Here is an 18780-nt window from a genome sequence, read left to right as displayed (position 1 = left end):
ATTCTAAAAATACAGTAATTCGATTTACACTTCGACTTGCAAATCAACTTGAGGATTATTAAATTTCATCCCTTTTTTCAAGTCTTCATACATTTGTGGATTTGCCCACTCTATCTGAATTTGTTCTGAAAAAACAATTCCATCAAGACTTAAAATCCCCATTTGTTCGTTTTGAATATCTTCAATAAAGCTTTGAGCATATCCAGTATCAGTCTCATGGACAATAACTGAATAAACCTCAACATCACCTTCCCCATTTTGAGTGATGGTTGATTGCAAAACTTGCTGAGCTAGATAAAAGAAAATGCGAGAGAATTGTTCAGCCGATGGCGAAACAGGTAAAGAAATCCAACGAGCACTAAAAGTCTGACAAGCATCAATATATTGAGAATCATCTTTTTCCCAAAAACAGATTGCATGATCAAAGCTGTCAATAAGGTCTTTTATTACCCCTTTTAAAAGCCCAAAATCATAAACCATTTGTCCATGATCTAATTTCGAAGCTTTAAGCAATAATTCGACTTTATAGCTATGTCCATGAATTGATCGCTTACAACGATCCGATGTACAGTTACGTACAACATGTGCATTTTCAAACTTAAATAACTTACGAATTAACATGTGCCAAATCGATCATTCCTTCTAGGAACATTATTATAAAGCAAAAGACGAAAACTTCGCACCACTTTTCAATTAGAAACAATTAGCGAAAAGTATGATAAGACTTGTGAAGAAATATTGAAGATAAATATATAGAACATTTATCTTTATTCTATATAGCCATCAGAGAAGTTTCTAACCATGACTTTTCAACAATATGCTAAAAAAAATAAATCACAACTTTTCAATTAGTTAAATGGCGACATATTTCGAGAATAAACATAAACCTGCTTATCATTACGCATTAGTGCGCTTGTAAATTGTCTTTCCCGATTATTTAGCACAACCTCAATTTGTGCTTGAAAAAAACTCGACTTTACATCTAACAGGCTATTCAGCTCAGTTCTATTTTGAGTATCAACTGTTGAAAAAGCATTCAGTTGCCATAATTCATCAATATTTTGAAAGAATTTTAAATTTTGTTGCCGCATCTGAAGTTCTTTTTCTATCGCCCCTAAATCTAATTTTTGATCCATACTCGCTAAGACTAATGCTGGGGCCGTATTAATATTCACTTTTGTATTTTCGGGCAAGGCAGAAATATAGGGAGCAATTAAGTCATATTTCTTACCATCAAAACCTCTTACTAATTTTAACTCTTCAATACGATGAAATTTAGCATTTGAAGCTAAATAACTAGGATCAAGACCTTCATAATAACCACTTTCCGCCCCCATAGGCCCAGATGGTTCGTCATCTGGATCTTGCCAATCGATAACTGCTTGACTTAACTCTGCTGGCAAGCCTACACGTACAAGTAACCGCTCAAACCAATTTTTAGCAGCTTCATTTACCTTACCTTCATTCGTCGTCAAATTGTTTAGGTTAAATTTGCCTGACTCATCTAGTAAACGTCCTGATACTAATCCATCTTCTATCGGAAAAGGTGGCATCGGCTGTGCCCACGTTTCTTTTAAATGATCAACGCTACCAGCATTGTTTGCATCTTGAATTAATAATTCAGAAAAAAAGGCCTCTGCACTTTTTGCATAGAGTAATGACTGATTTTGACGCATTAAATAGCCAGTATTTTCCATCATATTGGTTTGATGCTTTGCAATAGAGGCAGCTAAAATTGTAGCCAATGCAACCATAATTAGAATGGTGAGCAAAGCAACACCTTGCTGGCTTTTTTTATAATGCAACACTATCCCACTCCTTTATTAGAGAGCGATAAATCACCTTGATTTAAGCTATAAATCCACTCATAACTTACACCGGCAACTGTGAGTTGTATTTTTATTCCTTTCGGCAGCTTTCTAAATTCTTCAGGTTTTGTGGGATCAATATTAATTTCTGGCCACTTTGTCACTTCTTGTGGCGTGAGCACCATAATTTGAAATTGTTCGACTTGGCTCAACAGCGTACTTGATAAGGGTTGCTCTCTATTTGAAGTATTTAAATTGCTATATTTAAGACGATAAAGCTTTTTTTGTTCAGGATCATATTTATATTCAATACGCTCAAAAGGTGATAAACCTTGTTTTAATGGATCAGTAACACCAGCCTTACTAAAATGGAGAACTTGGTTATCAAGCTCTAATGCTGGATGAAGCTGTCCCCCTTGATTTGCCGATAAAGGTATAATTTGCAGTGTATCTCGCAAAACTTGTTGATACGCATCTTGTAATTCAAATAGCTGCACTTCATGTTGAGCATTACGGTCACGAACTTTTAATAAATAATCAAAAATCTTCCAACCTAACAAAGAAAGAACAGCAAAAATTGCAATTGCGACTAATAGCTCAACTAAAGTAAATCCTGAGGCGCGAGTTAATCGAGCACTGCTCGATCGTGCCGTAAGACGGGAAGCTGGGCTTCTCGAGCAAAGATATTTATTTTTTATCATTATTTTGCTTTCATTGGATAATTAAAAAATACCAAATGGGTAATACCATTTTGAACTTTCCCTTTATCAGAATCATATAAGCTAATTTGCAAATCTACTTTCTGAACATTCGGGCTGACTGTAGACTCAGCAGATTTATCAATCTGCCAAGTTTCACCTTGAGAAGTAACCTGTTTACTTTGAGTTCCTTGCAACCATTCTTGATTTATCTCCATTAAGGCAACTTCATTCATTGCCACAAACTGAGCTTTTGTTCTAAGAATTGCATTTGAGGTAGATTGGGTATATTGCATGGCTACTTTAGTTAAAGCGACAGCAGCTACTGCAAAAATTGCTAAAGCCACCATTACCTCTAATAGAGTAAAGCCTTTAGATTTCATTTATTTTACCCAAATGATCAATTTGTATTTCTGAACCAATTGGTTTTTGTTCAAAGTAAAACTGTATTTTAACTGTTTTAGCTTCACCATTTCCAAACCAGATTAATTGGGGAGCCTGTCCACCAACTAAATCTGTATTCGTAGCTTTTGAATAGGTTTGACCATCTAGAGGTTGTACTGTAAACGATACATGTTTAGGCAATTGGCGCGTAGTAAATTCTGGATATTTTTGCCAACGGTTTTTTAAATTTTGGACCTGTAATTTACTTTGATCGTGGTATTCATACAGTTCGTAGGAAAATGGAGAAACGTCAGTTTCACTCATAGTAGATAAAGCTAAAACACGAGATTGATCAAGTGACTCTTTACCAATTTTATGTGCATCAAGCAAAAATAACTCTCTTGCTTGCATCGCTTTCTTTTGGTCAACCCCACCTATATTGAGTACAACAAGAGAGGTCATAATCGTCATAATAACAATCACCACCATCACTTCAATGAGGGTAAAACCTTTTTGTGATTTAGGCGGTGATTGAGATTTCATATCGACCTATTAAGCATATTGTTCAACACTTTGTTTAGGTAAGGCTAATGCCTGATCAATATAAGCCACTCTTAAAGTGTCCCTTGAACCTAAATAGCGTTGATAAAAACTTGAGTTGAGAATAGCTGCTGCACCATGAGTTAACGACCAAATAGATGCCAGATAATCTCGAGTTGTCATATTACTTTGAATTGATTCTAAATAGTGATCTGTCATTCGAATGATAATTCGTAATCGCTGTTTACGCACTTGATAAAGCTCATTAAAAAGGTGGTGTACCCCTTGAGCTGTAATCGAAAGTTTTTCCTCAATTTGATGAAATAAAACTGTCCGTTCAGGATGATGTAAATGATGCAGCATGAAAAAGGCCAAATGTTCTGGAAAGGCCTTTTCAGTATCTTGAACCATTTCGAGTAACATACGTTCATTACGGATAATCAATAGCATGTACAACTCATCTTTACTTTGAAAGTGTTTGTACAAAGTTCCTTTTGCTAAATCAAGCTCAGCAGCCAAGACATCAAGTGTCATTCCAGCTTCGCCATTTTCTAGCAATAATTGCTCCGCAACCTGAAATATTAATACTTCTCTTGCTCGGAACTGAGCCTGACGATCCATCTTCACGCAATTACTCTCTTATATAGTTTCTATAACTTAAATCGCTTTTAGCAAGTTCTCAAAATTTTGTGAGGTGATCATTGCAATTTCCTCAACCGATTTATCATATACATCACTGAGCGCTTTGGCTACATAAGGCACATATTTTGGCTCATTTGTTTTACCGCGATATGGCACAGGTGCTAAATAAGGGCTATCTGTTTCAATTAAAAGTCGATCTAATGGAACTTGTTTAGCTACATCACGCAAGTCTTGTGCGTTTTTAAATGACACAATACCTGAAAAAGAAATGTAATAACCACAATCCAGCACAGCCTTTGCTGTTTCCCAATCTTCGGTAAAACAATGCAAAATTCCATGCGTGGAGTTTTCAGCACGAATAATATCTACCGTATCATTCTTCGCTGAACGCGTATGGACGACAACTGGTTTTTTTACAATTTTCGAAGCTTGGATATGTCTTGCAAAACATGCCTTTTGCTCTTCAATAAAATCTGTACTGTGATAATAGTCCAGTCCAGTTTCACCCAGAGCCCATACTTTTTCCGACTGAGCTAATTCAATCAAGTGCTCGGTCGTTGCACGTGCCATCGTATCTACATCTTCACAAGGATGCACACCTACCGTATAACCAACATCTTCATGCCTATTTGCAATTTCTGCTAGTGCAATATGGTCATCAAGATCAACGGAAATTGCCATAAATTTAGACACTCCTTCTGCTCGCGCTGCAGCGAGCGCAAGGTCCAGATCACCGTTGTAGGGCGTTAAATCTAACATCGTTAAATGGCAATGCGTATCAACAAACACTTTTCTATCCTATTTGATTACATGGTATAACTTGGACGATCTAGAGACATACTACCAGCCAAAACTCTTTCTGCCTCAGCTTTATAGTAAATTCCCTTATCTCCACTTAATTGAATAGCAAAACCTTGAGGTTTAAATCCACTTTGCTTGTGCGATATCCAAATCACCTTACCAGTGAGAGGAATTTTTTGAGACTGCTCAGGTAAAGTAGCTAAAATGAAAATTTCTTGCCCCATCTTTACCTTTTGTTTTGATGGCACAAATAGGCCTCCACCTTGCACATATCCCATATAGCTTGCTTGCAAAGTAGCTCTATCAGGAATATTTACCTGAATAATCCCCCCCATTTGCGGCTGCATAATCTTCCCCTTAAATATTCATTAACGTTATAAATAATTGATCTATAATAAGTTGACTTTGTACATTTTGCTCAACAAGCTTTTTTGCTTGTTGTAATTCACTATAAATATTAAATAAGCTTTCTAAATCGTAATATGGAATTAATTGATCAAAATCTAAATCAGTATTTTTTTGTGGCTGATTTAGCTTGACACAAATTAAATCTCCCAACAAGTATTCAAAAAGTACGATAAAATCATTAAAACTTAATTCTTTTTGCCATTTTCCTGAGAAAAATAGAGGCATATTTTTTTGAGCTACAATTTTTAGCCAGTCATTTAAGAAAATCTGTCGTTTAGCAAACCAATCACTTTTTGCAATTTCTATTGCTTGTAAAGGCATATCATTAGATAGGCCAAGTAATAAATCAGGTTGTACTTCTGCAATTTCAGATAAATGCTCATTCAAATATGAAGTAGCCTGCTCATATGAAATGCGATCTAAAGCAGAGTGCTGCAATCGGCTACGAATAGTGGCTGGTAATTTAAGGTAGTGATCAGCCAATAAAATTAAAACAACACGCTCACCTGGTTCTTCTAAGGTTTTTAATAGCGCATTTGAAGATGCCAAGTTAAGAGCTTCCGCAGGCTCAATAAGAATAACTCGCCAGCCCTCTCCAGTTTGCTGCACGAAAGGCAGTAAATCTCGAATCTTTTCGATTTTTATTTTTGCATTTTGCTTTTTATTTTCTTCATCTGTTGTGATATGGACATAATTTGGATGAGTGTCTGATTTTAACCATTGGCAACTACTACACTCACCACAAGCACCATGAGGCTGCTTATTGAGACAAAGCACCCACGCCAAAAAATGCTTAGCAAAAGCATGTTTCCCACAGCCTTGCTTGCCATAGAATAATAGGCCATGCCCAATATTGGGAAACCTTGTTGTTAAGGTATCCCAAGTTGTTTTTTGCCAAGGATAAACCTTTGAAGTTACATTCGGATTCATTAAAAATTAACGCTTATTCAAAAGATTCGACAGGCATATTATTTAAGCGATCAAGATCAGCTTGAGTGTCCACACCGGGTGGTAAATTTGCTTGAGCAACAGCAATAGCAATACGATGTCCATTTTCTAAAACACGTAATTGTTCAAGACTTTCTAATTTTTCAAGCTTACCCATATCCCAGGTCACATATTCTTGCAATAAGCTCACTCGATACGCATATAAACCTAAATGACGAAATGCTTGTGTATGTAAAGTCGGTTCATCATGCTTAGCCCCATCCCGATCATAAGGAATAGTTGCTCGGCTAAAATATAAAGCTTCATTTTGTTTAGACATGACTACTTTTACAATGCTATCGCGCTGAAACTCATCTAAGGTATGAATAGGCTCGCATAACGTCGACATTGAACAATTTGGTTTATCAACCAAAAGTTTTGCAACTTGCTTAACAAGTTGGGCTGGTAATAAAGGTTCATCTCCCTGAACATTTACAATAATGTCATCAACACCCCAGCCTTTAATACGCGCAACTTCGCTTAATCGATCTGTTCCTGATGGATGATCAGGACTCGTTAGAACAACATCTACACCATCGGCACGGCAAATCTCAGCAATACGCTCATCATCTGTTGCCACACATAGATCATCAAAACCTTCAACTTTTTTGGCTTGATCCACTACACGTAAAATCATAGGACGGTCATGAATAAGCAACAATGGTTTACCTGGCAAACGCGAACTTGAGAAGCGTGCTGGAATGACGATGTGTTTCATTTTTTCTTCCTAAGATAATTGAATATCAAGTTGCTGCAGTTGCTGCTTTAAAACCTGATAACATTCTACAGACAGGATAGCTTTAACAGGAACAACCCAAATAGGCTGTTTAAATTTCGGATTTTTTTCAAGCAATGGTAATAATTTAACTGCATCTTTTTCAGTTGTAATAAGTGGCTGTTCATCATTAAAAATTAAATCATTGATTGAGTAATTATGATGGTCACGAAATGCATGTTCTTGAAATTGTTTCAGGCCTAAATCTTTAAGTGTTTGATAAAAACGCTGTGGAAAGCCAATACCCACTACAGCATGATAATTACTTTGAGGATTAAAATCGTGTTCGACCATTGAAGAAGGATTGAGTAAATATGGCTGTCCAGTCTCAAGATGCATATTTAATTCTGTAGTTGGTTTATACGTATGTTCAATTACTGTTCCAGTTTCTAAACGCTCAACTGGCTCTCTCAAATATCCTTCAGGTAATAGCTTTTGATTTCCTAAACCACGATTTTGGTCGAGCACAATCCACTCGATTTGTCGTCCCAATGCCCAATGCTGTAAGCCATCATCACTAATAATTAAATCTAGTTGTGTTGATGCAACCAAGAGTTCTATTGCTGCCTGTCTATTAGGACCCACCGCCATTGGTACGCTTGTCGATTGAACAATTAATGCAGGCTCATCTCCAACCTGAGTTGCTTGAGCGCCCGAAGTAACCAACATTGGAAAAGGACCAATGCCACCATACCCCCGACTAATTACCCCAACTTTGACATTATGCTGTTGTAGATAATTCACCAGTTGTACTAATAATGGAGTTTTTCCACTTCCACCCACCGTAATATTGCCAATCACCATGACAGGTACAGGAGCTGTATAGACTTTTTTAAAACCCGCAGTATAAAAATTACGATTTAATAGAAACCCAGCACGATACAAACAAGATAATGGACGTAAAGCAATCAACCAACGCGATTGCTTATTCCATGCATTCTGGATCAGCTGGGCCAATGACATGCTTAGTTATCCTCAAAATTACGCTGATGTAATTGATAATAAGCACCATGTTTTTCAAGAAGCTCTTGATGAGTACCTTGCTCAACAATTTGCCCTTGATCCATTACTACAATAAGATCAGCATTTTCAATTGTTGATAATCGGTGTGCAATAACGATCGTTGTACGGTCTTGCATCGCTTCATCAAAAGCTTGCTGAATAAAATGTTCAGATTCATTATCTAGAGCACTTGTTGCTTCATCTAAAATTAGAATTGGAGCATTCTTTAAAATTGCTCGAGCAATTGCAATTCGCTGACGCTGACCACCTGATAGGTTTAGACCTTGCGCACCCAAAACAGTGTCATAACCGTTTGGTAAATTCATAATGAAATCATGTGCATATGCTGCTTTTGCCGCTGCATAGATTTTTTCATCTGATGCACCCTCCAGCTGACCATATGCGATGTTTTCACGAATAGTGCGATTAAACAATATAACTTGTTGATTTACCATTGCAATTTGTGTGCGCAGACTAGAAAGTTCAATATTATTAATTGGCAAATCATCTAAATAAATTTGTCCACTTGATACCTCTTGAAAACGTACCAACATATTAACTAATGAACTTTTACCAGCCCCTGAACGACCAACCAATGCCACAGTTTGACCTGGACGAATATCCAAAGAAAAATCTTTAATAGCTGATATGCCATCAGCATAATTTAATGTCACATGATCAAAACGGATTGCGCCATTTAATTTAGGCTTCAATTGGCCATTGTTTTGCTCTTCAGGTAAATCTAGTAATTCAAAAACAGAATGAGCTGCTGCTAAACCACGTTGTAACTTTTCATTTACATCAGTCAAGCTTTTAACTGGTTTTGCTAACAGACCAGCTGCTGTAAGGTAGGCTACAAATTCACCAGCACTTGTAGTGCCTAAAATCTGAGGTCGTAAAGCTAACCATACGATAAGAGCCATAGCACAAGCCATTACCACCTGAACAACCGGACTATTCAGGTTTTGTACAATCACCATTTTTAAACCACGTTTTAAGTTCTCTTCCGATGACTTATAGAAACGTTTTTGTTCAGATTCCTCACCGGCAAAAGTCTTTACTACGGCATTACCATTAATACTTTCTTGGACAACATGGTTCACATCGCCCATCGTATCTTGAACTTGTAACGAAAGCTTTCGCATACGTTTCGAAGCTTTACGCACCAATACACCAATCACTGGTAAAAACACAAAAACGCATAAGGTAAGACGCCAATTGGTATAGAACAGATAGCCTAATAGTCCAAGAGTAATCATCCCATCCCTAACAATGGTTCTTAATGATTCCGAAGATGCAGCTGTTAGCTGTTCAACGTTATACATAATTTTGGCAGTAATATGACCAGATGAATTATCTAAGTAATATTGTGCTGGGAGCTTTAAAAGTTTCGCATAAACTTCCTGACGAATACTAAAAACTAAACTACGTGAAATCACCGCAGTATAGTAGCCGCCCATAAATAGACCTAAGCCACGGAAGAATACTAATAAAATAATTAATAACGGGAACCAATCCAAATCAGCTCTGCTGCTGTTTTGGATTGCATCAATAATAAATTTAATCAATTTAGCAACGGAAACTTCTGTTGCTGAGTTAATACCGAACCCGATAAGTACTAATAAGGCCGCGCCCCAATAAGGTTTTAAATAGGCTATGAGACGCTTATAAACCTTAAAATCTTGATTCACTCAGAAAAACCTCTAGAAGGAACTTTGGTACTAATATTGATGTTAACAAAACCGAGTTGTCCTGCCACATCCATAACGCGAATTACATCCTGATGAGACGCTTTGGCATCCGCAGCAATGATGAACATAAAATCACGGTGCTCTTGAGCAACTTGCTTAATTGCAGTACTCAGATCAGCAACCTCTTTAGACGAAAGTGCTTGACCATTCACAGCATAATGACCAGCAGAGTCTACCACGACTTCAATTTTATGATCGTACTGTTTTGGTGGAACACCTTGTGCATCTGGTAATGTTAAATTGATGCGACTTGGCTGATTAAAAGTGGTAGACAGTAATAAAAAAACCATAATGAACAACAAACAATCAATCATAGGCGTTAAATTGATATGAATGTCTTCAACTTGAGAACGTTTAAACTTCATTTGGCGTCCACCTCTTAACCAACACGGCGGTGTTCAGCTATAGACGAAGAACGCTTATAGAACAATGAAGCATGAAACAAGGTCGATTGCTGTTCTAATTCAGCAATATAATCTTGCACCACTCTTTGAAAATAGCGATAAGCAATTAGAGCAGGAATTGCAATTAACATTCCCACAGCTGTGGTAATTAATGCTTTAGAGATACCAGGGATCATTAAACTTGGACTACCAGCCGATCCAAAATCAATCACAAGAAATGACTCAATAATTCCAACCACAGTACCAAGCAACCCGAGTAACGGCGCTACAGCACTTAAAGTGCCCAAAAAATTAATATTTTTTTCTAAATAAGAAATTTCTTGAGAAGCTGCAACTTCCATTTGCGCGCGAGCAAATTGCTCACCATGTTCACGATGCTCGAAACCTGCTTTTAAAATGTGTCCCAATGCACTATTTTGCACTTCTACATTTTGTTCTAAACTTTCCACTATATCTTCAGCTCTTAAAGAGCTCTTACCGCTTAATGCTTCGGGTAGAACTTGTGAACGTCTTAACCGAACAAAACGTTCAATACTGATCGCAACAGTTAAAATTGAGCATAGAATTAAAGGCAGCATCAACCAGCCACCCGCTCTCACAAGTTCCCACATATGTTCTTCCCCAAGAATATAAAATTAGAAATACATGACCCAACTGCAAATTATTCTGGCAAGCAAATATTTAAAATGCCATCTAACTCATCCAAGGTATGATAATGAATAACAAGTTTACCCTTACCTTTTTGGTTATGATCAATTTTTACATTAGCGCCAAAACGCTCTGATAATTTTTGTGTCAATTGCTCAATATCTGGTGCTACAGGCGCTTTTTCCTTTTCCTGCTTAGGCTCACTTCTATCACGCACCAATTGCTCTGTTTGACGAACGGACAATCCTTTCTCTATTACAATTTTAGCAACTTCTAATTGATCTTTACCTTTCAATGTCAAAATTGCTCGAGCATGCCCCATATCAAGCTGACCTTGCTGCATGAAATCTTTAATATCATCAGCTAAACTCAATAAGCGCAATAGATTACTGACAGTGGTTCGTGCTTTACCAACTGTGTCAGCAATTTCTTGATGACTTAAACCAAATTCATCATGAAAGCGTTGTAGAGCTATTGCTTGATCAATTGGATTTAAATCTTGACGCTGAATGTTTTCAATTAACGCCAATGCAATTGCAACCTGATCATTTAAATCACGAACAATTGCTGGAATTTCAGTTAAGCCCGCAATTTGTGCTGCACGCCAACGACGTTCACCCGCAATGATTTCAAATGGATGAGCTTCATCATCAACTGGACGGATGACAATAGGCTGCATCACCCCATGTTTTTCAATAGAAGATGCCAACTCTTGTAAATCATGCTCATGAATAAAACGACGTGGTTGATATTCACCACGTTTCAGCAAATTCACATCAACTTGCTTTAACTGTCCGTGGTCTAACGCCTGCGCTTCAAGTTGTAATTTTTCTTTTTGAATTGAACCAAGTAATGCATCTAAACCACGTCCTTTAGCCAACCCGCGTTTTTTGATGCTCATACTTTACTTCCTTTCTTCACTTTACTTCTCTTTAACATCTCAGCTGCAAGATTTAAGTATGCAACTGCACCTTTAGAACTTTTTTCGAAATAGATAACAGGCAACCCGTGTGCTGGTGCTTCTGCTAAGCGAACATTTCGTGGAACCACAGTATCATAAAGTTTTTTGCCGAAATATTGCTCTAGTTCTGCAGACACGTCACGTGTTAAAGCATTTCGTGCATCATACATCGTACGCAATACACCAATAATTTCTAAATCAGGATTGAGTGCTTTTTGAATACGATCAATAGTCTGAGTTAAATCAGCCAAACCTTCTAGCGCATAATATTCGCATTGCATTGGAATAATTACACTATCGACAGCCGCCAAAGCATTGACAGTAATTAAGCTCAAGCTTGGAGCACAATCCACAATGATATAGTCAAATGAGTTTCTGATTTCATTCAAAGCATTTTTTAGAATGAATTCACGACCTTCCTGCTCTGCAATAGCGAGCTCTACACCTGAAAGCTCACGATTAGAGCCTAGAACTTTATATCCAACTTCTGCTTTTTGAATGGCAGTTTCAATTGGAACTTCGCCAAGAAGAACATCTGTAATTGAATACAAAAGCTCATTTTTTTGAATACCAGACCCCATCGTAGCATTACCTTGTGAGTCCATATCTACAAGTAATACACGTTTCTTTAATACAGCTAGAGACGCTGCAAGATTTACTGCAGTCGTTGTTTTACCAACACCACCCTTTTGGTTTGCAATCGCAATAATTTGAGCCATGGTAACCTTAATACTTTTTATTTAGATACGTTGAAGTAAAAGTAAATGACGTTGTTCATCAAGTCTTGGTACGCGCAGTTCAATCACTTTACATGAAAAGTCCTGCTTGAGCTGCTCAATTTCGTCAACTGGCACTACACCTTTCATCGCTGCAATTATACTGCTCTGATGAAGGTATGGCTGAGCCGCATCTACAAAGTCCGTTAAAGAAGCAAAAGCTCGACTTGTTATGACGTCAAACTGGCCAAGCTCATCAATTGTATCTTGATTCTCAACACGTGTTTGTACTGCCACAACGTTACTCAATTTAAGATCAGCAATAAATTGCTTCAAAAAACGAATTTTTTTACCATTAGAATCTAAAAGAACACATTGGCGTTGTGGCTGACAAAGAGCAACAATCATGCCAGGCATACCACCACCTGTACCCACATCAAGCAGCCTACCTTCAGGTAAGTCATTTAAAATACTTAGACTATCCAACAAATGCTTCACTAACATTTCTTTCGGATCACGAATTGCTGTCAGATTATATGCTTTATTCCAAAGCACCAAAGCATCTTGATACTTTAACAATAATCCCAAAGCTTCATCGCTAAGCGATAAACCTAATTTTTGACTACCCTGTTGTAACTCTTGAAAAAACGGATGCATAAACAGATAACATCTAAGTAAAATTTAAAACAAAGTATACCCATTTATGCATCGTGGAACACTAGTTAACGATTAGGGATTACACACTTAATCGTAGAAGCCTTCACGAATTTGCAAATCTAGCTCCATTAAACGCTCAGGCGTTCCCACATCTACCCATGCACCTTTAAGTTTTTCACCAGATATTTTTTGATTGTGCATTGCTTGTTTCAATAGGGGAGCTAAAGGACGTTTACCAGGTTCCAATCCATCAAAAAGCTTAGGATGGATAACAGACACACCACTAAAAGTGAGGTTCTCACCCGTCACATCTTGATCGAATGTAAAAACGCGTCCATCCAATAATGTAAAGTCACCTTCAGGGTGCTGTTTAGGATTATCAACCAACACAAGATGTACTAAATCATCATTTAGCTGAATATGGCATAGACCTTCAAAATGCATTGTGGTCCACACATCCCCATTCACTAGAATAAATGGATCTGTTCCAAGCAGTGGCAAAGCGTTAATAATTCCACCAGCTGTTTCTAAACCTTCATCCTCTCGTGTCCAACGGATATCCACACCAAATTGAGAACCATCGCCTAAGCTGCGGATGAGTTTATCGGCCAACCATGCAGAATTGATGACGATTTCAGTCACACCAATTTTCTTAAGTTTTTCAATATGCCATACAATAAGCGGCTTACCGCCTACCTCAAGCAGAGGCTTTGGTGTATATAGCGTGAGTGGACGCATACGATTACCCAAGCCAGCGGCAAGAATCATTGCCTTCATTATGCTACTACCTCGTAGTTACCATATTTCGCGATGAACTTAGGCATAACTATGTCATTTATGAATAACATAAACTCATCAAGTTCAGAATAACCACGACTTTCTTCGAGTAAATACCACATGACACGTGGTAAATCTTTTAAATAACCTGATTTACCATCGCGCTCAAACAGACGCACAAAAATGCCCAGAATTTTAATATGGCGCTGAATAGCCATTAAATCTGCATCACGCTTGAACTGTTCAAAACTACGGTTTTGTTTGGCAGACTCAGGCAATAAGTCATAAAAGACTCTAAACCATTGGTAAACATGCTCTGCATTCCATTGAACATAAGCATCGCGAGTAATCGAAATTAGGTCATAAGTATCTGCACCAATGACAGCATCCTGAAAATCAATTACCCCTAACTCTTGTTCATTTGCAATCTTCATCAGATTACGACTGTGAAAATCACGATGTACAATCACTTGCGGCTGAGCCAGTGCAGTTTTTGCTAACAAATCGAAAGCATCATCAATCACCTGTTGCTGCTTCGCATCCGGAATAATCTGCAAAGATGGCAGCATCCAGTCAGTCAACAGCTTCATTTCAGTTAACAGTTTCTCATATGAGTATGCAGGAAACTGCTCCTGACCATTCACAGACTGTAAATGAATCAGCTGTTTAAAGCTTTGCTCATAATATTTATCGACTGTTTCATCATTTAATAATGTCGACAACAGCACATCACCAAAATCTTCCAATAACAGAAAACCCTGAGCTAAATCTTTCGCGACGATCTGCGGTACGCGTACGCCATGGCCTGCAAAAAATTCATCAATGGTCACAAACGGAACACAGTCTTCTTTTTCTGGAGGGGCATCCATGAGCATATACGTTTTATTTTGTAACTGGATACGCGCATAACGGCGGAAGCTTGCATCACCTGCTAAAAAAGCGATCTTAAATTGATCATTTTCAAGAACAGATGTAAGCCATGTATATATCAATTGTTCACGTTGTGTATTCATTTGCAATAAAATCTAAAACAAGCTGAGATTTTTGAAGGGTTAAGTGTAGCCACTTATAAACTTTTTCTCTATGATGCGACAATAATTAATTGTGAATTAGCATACTTGGTTAATGAGACAATGAAGCATCAGTTTAAATTTAATCCTTTAGCGACAGCTATTTTTACGCTCTTATGTGGCTCCATACAATCAAGTTATGCTGAGTCAGCTGATGTTGTCTCCAATATAGACAATAATCAACTTAAAGCGAGCATCAAAGAAGCCTACCCGGGTCAAGAGTTCTTTCAACAATATTATGTTGATAAATCTGCACCTGAGGCACAGCTTCGTGACAATAAATATTTAAGCTCGGCATTTTGCCAGGGTACATGGGTTACACCGATTAACCCACAGACCAAAGCCTTAGATGCCGATAAGACGACTTCTGTCGTTACGGCTAATTATGGACATTATAATCCTGCCGGTGATTCTGTTTTAGAAGGCGACGTCGTTATTGATCAGGAAGGACGCACAGTTCGCGCTGACAAGGTTACGATTGATAAGACCCAAACCTTTGCACATGCACAAGGCCGAGTACAACTCGCTCAAGGTGGGTTACTTTCACAGAGTGACGAAATTAATTACAACCTAAAAAACCAGACTGGTAATTTAGAAAATAGTTTTTATATTTCAGAACAACAACATGCACATGGTCATGCAGGAAAAATCGAAAGGACATCGCCAAATGTGATGGTTCTTAACGATGCCACCTATACGACTTGCCCGCCGGGTCAAAAACCAGGTTGGAAGATTCAGGCAAATAAAATTGAGTTAAATCAGGAAACTGGACGTGGTACAACCCACGGAACAAAACTATATGTTAAAGATGTTCCAGTTCTAGCAATTCCCTACTTTAACTTCCCGATTGATGATCGCCGAACTACAGGTATTCTCAATCCACAGTTTGGTTTCTCAAACGATGGTGGTGTTGAGCTTTCTGTTCCGGTTTATTTAAACCTTGCACCTAACTATGACCTGACACTTACTCCGCGTTATTTAGCAGACCGTGGTGCCATGTTAAAAGGTGACTTTCGATATTTAACCGATGGGTTTGGTGCTGGTGAAATGTGGGGTGGCATGCTGCCATCTGACAAAGAATATGATGATAAAGATCGTAAAGATTTCCATTTTTTACATAACTGGGATATCAACGATCAATGGTCGACTAATCTAGAGTACAACTATGCTTCAGATAAAGACTATTTCTCAGATTTAGATAGTAGCCCTAACTCTAAAACAGACTTAAACTTACGTAGAGCATGGGAACTTAACTACCAACACGGTATTCCGGGTTTAAAAGCTCAGCTTAAAGTTGAAGACTTCCAAACACTTGACCCTGACATTGCCGATGTTGATAAGCCTTATGCTCGTTTGCCACAATTCTTATTGAATTATGTGACGGGTAATCCATTAGGCTTACAATACGAATTCAATAACGATACTGCGTACTTCAAGAAATCAATTAATGATGATTCTGCTCAGGAAAGTAGTGGTACACGTATCTACAACCAGTTTGCAACACGCTACAACTACCGCACACCAGCAGCATTTGTAATACCTGAAGTTTCTGTACGTTCTATTCAAACATTCTATGATAAGGACAGTATTGCATCTCAAAATCTTGATGGTGGTTCTGAGAATAAATCAGTAGTTGTACCACAATTTACATTAGACACTGGACTGAATTTTGAACGTGAAGGTAAGTATTTACAGACTCTTACCCCTCGTGCATTTTATGCCTATGCTCCATACAAAGACCAAAGCAGCTATCCAAACTTTGACTCAACTTCAGCATCAGTAAGCTACGATCAATTATTTAACCCTTACCGCTTCTATGGACATGACCGTCTTGAAGACAACAACTTTCTATCACTTGGCGTAAGTTATAGCCTTTTTGACACAGTAGGCTTAGAACGTTTACGTGCTAGTGTTGGTCAAAGTTATTATTTTGAAGATCGCCGTGTAACATTAAAGCAACAAGACGAGATTGATACCGAACGCAATACTGGTCCAGTTGTAAGTTTAACAAGCCAGTTAAACCAAAACTTCACAATCGCAGCCAATTCAGCATGGATGTCTAATGGTGATAACGCTCAGCGTGATTTCCAAGTTTATTATACTGGAGATAAAGGAAATCTTTATAACTTAGGCTATTTCTATCGTAAAGATATTGCAGGTCGCCAAGATACTTACGATCAGGTTGTTGCATCGTTTATACAACCAGTTAAAGACAATTGGCGTATTATGGGCCACGTACAATATGACATGGACAATGATGTTGCCCGCGAGATCTTGTTAGGGGTTAACTATGAGTCATGTTGCTGGGGCATTTCTGTCTATGGTCGCTCATACTATAACGATCTAGATGATCCAAAATCTCCAGATGTTAGTGAAAAACGTGCCATTATGGCCGAAATTACACTAAAAGGTTTAGGTGGTTTAAACAATAAACTCGCGTCTTTACTTGAAAATCGCGTTTTAGGTTTTAACAAAATTAATCAATCTTGGACACAACGTTAATGAAGACAAAGCATCTTAAACAGTTTTTTAAAGCAACTACCCTTGCTGCCCTAATCTCTTCATCAATGCATAGTTTTGCCCAACCCGCTGATGAAGTTGTGGCAATTGTGGACAATAGCGTAATTTTAAAAAGCGATCTTCAACAAGGGATAGCTGAAGCCGCTCACGAACTACAAGCACAAAAAAAAGAGGTCCCACCTCAGCAATATTTACAATTTCAGGTGTTAGATCAGTTAATCTTGCGTCAGGCGCAACTTGAACAAGTTAAAAAATATGGCATTAAACCTGATGAAAAAAGCTTAAATGAAGCTGTATTAAAAGTAGCAAGTCAATCTGGAACTAAAAGTTTAGAAGCTTTCCAGCAAAAGTTAGATGCTATGGCACCAGGAACTTATGAAAGTTTACGCGGTCGAATCGCAGAGGATTTAGCGATTAGTCGTTTACGCCAACAACAAGTCATGTCTCGTATTAAAATTAGTGATCAAGATGTAGAAAACTTTTTAAAATCACCTCAGGGACAGGCTGCTCTAGGAAATCAAGCACATGTAATTCATATGCGTATTACGGGTGATAATCCGCAGGAAGTTCAATCTGTAGCTCAAGAAGTACGCTCGAAGCTTGCGCAAAGTAATGATATAAACGCATTGAAAAAACTTTCAACTGCAAATGCAAAAGTTGATGGTGCTGACATGGGATTCCGCCCACTTTCAGACATTCCTGCCGAACTTGCAGCACGCATTACCCCACTACAAGAAGGTCAAACAACTGACTTAATCTCAGTACGTGATGGTGTACATGTTTTAAAGCTTATTGAACGTAAACAAAATGAGCAAAAAGCACTAGTACCTCAATATCAAACTCGCCATATTCTTATTCAACCGTCTGAAGTGGTTAGCCTTGATAATGCCAAGCAAATTATTGATAACATCTATAAACGCTTAAAAGGTGGTGATGATTTTGCAACTCTTGCAGCGACCTACTCAAATGACACGGGTTCAGCACGTGATGGCGGTAGCTTAGGCTGGGTAACGCCGGGCATGATGGTGCCTGAATTTGACAAAAAAATGCAAGAAATCCCTGTAGGTGAAATCAGCGAACCCTTCCAAACTCAATTTGGCTGGCATATCTTACAAGTAACTGAAAAACGTGAAAAAGATATGACTCATGAATATCAAGAGCGTATGGCACGTCAAATTTTAGGTGAACGTCAATTTAATACTGAAATCGACAGCTGGCTACGTGAAGTACG

At 38.0% G+C, this 18780-nt stretch carries 21 protein-coding genes; 2 read left to right on the top strand and 19 right to left on the bottom strand.

The genetic code is table 11. The features are described 5' to 3' along the window. Nucleotides 1-24 precede the first annotated feature (24 nt). The 19 genes from NL42_RS07565 to NL42_RS07475 form a co-directional block, all read right to left on the bottom strand. Nucleotides 25-621 carry a 6-pyruvoyl trahydropterin synthase family protein gene (locus NL42_RS07565; RefSeq protein WP_003651480.1) on the bottom strand — a complete coding sequence of 199 codons (597 nt, stop codon included), beginning with the start codon at nt 619-621 and terminating at the stop codon, nt 25-27. 227 nt (nt 622-848) lie between these two features. Beyond that, nucleotides 849-1808, bottom strand: a complete 960-nt coding sequence (gene gspK, locus NL42_RS07560) for a type II secretion system minor pseudopilin GspK (RefSeq protein ID WP_461312308.1) — start codon at nt 1806-1808, stop codon at nt 849-851. Beyond that, nucleotides 1808-2509, bottom strand: a complete 702-nt coding sequence (gene gspJ, locus NL42_RS07555; RefSeq protein WP_461312307.1) for a type II secretion system minor pseudopilin GspJ — start codon at nt 2507-2509, stop codon at nt 1808-1810. Before gspJ ends, gspK begins: the two co-directional genes overlap by 1 nt. Then, complete coding sequence (gspI, locus tag NL42_RS07550) at nt 2509-2889, bottom strand: type II secretion system minor pseudopilin GspI (protein ID WP_004792732.1); 381 nt, start codon at nt 2887-2889, stop codon at nt 2509-2511. Before gspI ends, gspJ begins: the two co-directional genes overlap by 1 nt. Then, nucleotides 2879-3433, bottom strand: a complete 555-nt coding sequence (locus NL42_RS07545) for a type II secretion system protein (RefSeq protein ID WP_461312306.1) — start codon at nt 3431-3433, stop codon at nt 2879-2881. The genes gspI and NL42_RS07545 overlap by 11 nt, the downstream gene beginning before the upstream one ends. Nucleotides 3434-3442: 9 nt before the next feature. Continuing rightward, nucleotides 3443-4051 carry a TetR/AcrR family transcriptional regulator gene (locus tag NL42_RS07540; protein ID WP_016138305.1) on the bottom strand — a complete coding sequence of 203 codons (609 nt, stop codon included), beginning with the start codon at nt 4049-4051 and terminating at the stop codon, nt 3443-3445. 36 nt (nt 4052-4087) lie between these two features. Further along, nucleotides 4088-4861, bottom strand: coding sequence for a TatD family hydrolase (locus NL42_RS07535; protein WP_461312305.1), 774 nt, complete (start codon nt 4859-4861; stop codon nt 4088-4090). Nucleotides 4862-4878: 17 nt separating this feature from the next. Continuing rightward, complete coding sequence (locus NL42_RS07530) at nt 4879-5220, bottom strand: PilZ domain-containing protein (protein WP_003651467.1); 342 nt, start codon at nt 5218-5220, stop codon at nt 4879-4881. A gap of 10 nt (nt 5221-5230) precedes the next feature. Beyond that, entirely contained in the window at nt 5231-6211 is a 981-nt protein-coding gene (locus NL42_RS07525) for a DNA polymerase III subunit delta' (protein ID WP_461312304.1), read from the bottom strand. Between the two features lie 13 nt (nt 6212-6224). Then, nucleotides 6225-6986, bottom strand: a complete 762-nt coding sequence (gene kdsB / locus NL42_RS07520) for a 3-deoxy-manno-octulosonate cytidylyltransferase (protein WP_461312303.1) — start codon at nt 6984-6986, stop codon at nt 6225-6227. Between the two features lie 9 nt (nt 6987-6995). Further along, nucleotides 6996-8006: a tetraacyldisaccharide 4'-kinase gene (gene lpxK / locus NL42_RS07515; protein WP_461312302.1), complete on the bottom strand. Its 1011-nt coding sequence runs from the start codon at nt 8004-8006 to the stop codon at nt 6996-6998. A 2-nt stretch (nt 8007-8008) separates the two neighbouring features. Further along, nucleotides 8009-9736, bottom strand: a complete 1728-nt coding sequence (msbA, locus tag NL42_RS07510) for a lipid A export permease/ATP-binding protein MsbA (RefSeq protein WP_461312301.1) — start codon at nt 9734-9736, stop codon at nt 8009-8011. Then, the gene (locus NL42_RS07505; protein WP_016138311.1) at nt 9733-10161 is read right to left on the bottom strand and encodes an ExbD/TolR family protein; all 429 of its coding nucleotides are present in this window, start codon (nt 10159-10161) and stop codon (nt 9733-9735) included. The genes msbA and NL42_RS07505 overlap by 4 nt, the downstream gene beginning before the upstream one ends. A gap of 14 nt (nt 10162-10175) precedes the next feature. Next, complete coding sequence (locus NL42_RS07500; RefSeq protein ID WP_461312300.1) at nt 10176-10811, bottom strand: MotA/TolQ/ExbB proton channel family protein; 636 nt, start codon at nt 10809-10811, stop codon at nt 10176-10178. 50 nt (nt 10812-10861) lie between these two features. Next, nucleotides 10862-11749, bottom strand: a complete 888-nt coding sequence (locus NL42_RS07495; RefSeq protein WP_016138313.1) for a ParB/RepB/Spo0J family partition protein — start codon at nt 11747-11749, stop codon at nt 10862-10864. Beyond that, a complete protein-coding gene (locus NL42_RS07490) occupies nt 11746-12528 on the bottom strand; it encodes a ParA family protein (RefSeq protein WP_336166270.1) in 783 nt (260 codons plus the stop codon). Before NL42_RS07490 ends, NL42_RS07495 begins: the two co-directional genes overlap by 4 nt. 21 nt (nt 12529-12549) lie before the next feature. Continuing rightward, on the bottom strand, nt 12550-13182 hold the full coding sequence (gene rsmG, locus NL42_RS07485; RefSeq protein WP_461312299.1) for a 16S rRNA (guanine(527)-N(7))-methyltransferase RsmG: 633 nt from the start codon (nt 13180-13182) through the stop codon (nt 12550-12552). 87 nt (nt 13183-13269) lie between these two features. Next, a complete protein-coding gene (murU, locus tag NL42_RS07480) occupies nt 13270-13959 on the bottom strand; it encodes an N-acetylmuramate alpha-1-phosphate uridylyltransferase MurU (RefSeq protein ID WP_461312298.1) in 690 nt (229 codons plus the stop codon). Then, nucleotides 13959-14972: an aminoglycoside phosphotransferase family protein gene (locus NL42_RS07475; RefSeq protein ID WP_461312297.1), complete on the bottom strand. Its 1014-nt coding sequence runs from the start codon at nt 14970-14972 to the stop codon at nt 13959-13961. The genes murU and NL42_RS07475 overlap by 1 nt, the downstream gene beginning before the upstream one ends. Before the next feature lie 120 nt (nt 14973-15092). Here NL42_RS07475 and NL42_RS07470 point away from each other — a divergent pair, with 120 nt between their 5' ends. Both NL42_RS07470 and NL42_RS07465 read left to right on the top strand, forming a co-directional pair. Next, nucleotides 15093-17531: an LPS-assembly protein LptD gene (locus tag NL42_RS07470; protein WP_461312296.1), complete on the top strand. Its 2439-nt coding sequence runs from the start codon at nt 15093-15095 to the stop codon at nt 17529-17531. Continuing rightward, a partial coding sequence (locus NL42_RS07465) for a peptidylprolyl isomerase (RefSeq protein ID WP_461312295.1) occupies nt 17531-18780 on the top strand: 1250 nt, incomplete at its 3' end. The genes NL42_RS07470 and NL42_RS07465, both read left to right, overlap by 1 nt.

It is taken from the genome of Acinetobacter sp. GN11 (assembly GCF_054823985.1).
Note: the sequence above shows the minus strand (reverse complement) of the source record. Positions and strands in the feature narration are given on the sequence as shown.

Excerpts from the sequence above, each read along its gene's own strand:
- NL42_RS07565 (WP_003651480.1), bottom strand. The coding sequence starts at position 621 with ATGTTAATTCGTAAGTTATTTAAGTTTGAAAATGCACATGTTGTACGT.
- gspJ (WP_461312307.1), bottom strand. The coding sequence starts at position 2,509 with ATGATAAAAAATAAATATCTTTGCTCGAGAAGCCCAGCTTCCCGTCTT.
- gspI (WP_004792732.1), bottom strand. The coding sequence starts at position 2,889 with ATGAAATCTAAAGGCTTTACTCTATTAGAGGTAATGGTGGCTTTAGCA.
- NL42_RS07545 (WP_461312306.1), bottom strand. The coding sequence starts at position 3,433 with ATGAAATCTCAATCACCGCCTAAATCACAAAAAGGTTTTACCCTCATT.
- NL42_RS07540 (WP_016138305.1), bottom strand. The coding sequence starts at position 4,051 with ATGGATCGTCAGGCTCAGTTCCGAGCAAGAGAAGTATTAATATTTCAG.
- NL42_RS07530 (WP_003651467.1), bottom strand. The coding sequence starts at position 5,220 with ATGCAGCCGCAAATGGGGGGGATTATTCAGGTAAATATTCCTGATAGA.
- NL42_RS07525 (WP_461312304.1), bottom strand. The coding sequence starts at position 6,211 with ATGAATCCGAATGTAACTTCAAAGGTTTATCCTTGGCAAAAAACAACT.
- kdsB (WP_461312303.1), bottom strand. The coding sequence starts at position 6,986 with ATGAAACACATCGTCATTCCAGCACGCTTCTCAAGTTCGCGTTTGCCA.
- lpxK (WP_461312302.1), bottom strand. The coding sequence starts at position 8,006 with ATGTCATTGGCCCAGCTGATCCAGAATGCATGGAATAAGCAATCGCGT.
- NL42_RS07505 (WP_016138311.1), bottom strand. The coding sequence starts at position 10,161 with ATGAAGTTTAAACGTTCTCAAGTTGAAGACATTCATATCAATTTAACG.
- NL42_RS07500 (WP_461312300.1), bottom strand. The coding sequence starts at position 10,811 with ATGTGGGAACTTGTGAGAGCGGGTGGCTGGTTGATGCTGCCTTTAATT.
- NL42_RS07495 (WP_016138313.1), bottom strand. The coding sequence starts at position 11,749 with ATGAGCATCAAAAAACGCGGGTTGGCTAAAGGACGTGGTTTAGATGCA.
- NL42_RS07490 (WP_336166270.1), bottom strand. The coding sequence starts at position 12,528 with ATGGCTCAAATTATTGCGATTGCAAACCAAAAGGGTGGTGTTGGTAAA.
- rsmG (WP_461312299.1), bottom strand. The coding sequence starts at position 13,182 with ATGCATCCGTTTTTTCAAGAGTTACAACAGGGTAGTCAAAAATTAGGT.
- murU (WP_461312298.1), bottom strand. The coding sequence starts at position 13,959 with ATGAAGGCAATGATTCTTGCCGCTGGCTTGGGTAATCGTATGCGTCCA.
- NL42_RS07475 (WP_461312297.1), bottom strand. The coding sequence starts at position 14,972 with ATGAATACACAACGTGAACAATTGATATATACATGGCTTACATCTGTT.
- NL42_RS07470 (WP_461312296.1), top strand. The coding sequence starts at position 15,093 with ATGAAGCATCAGTTTAAATTTAATCCTTTAGCGACAGCTATTTTTACG.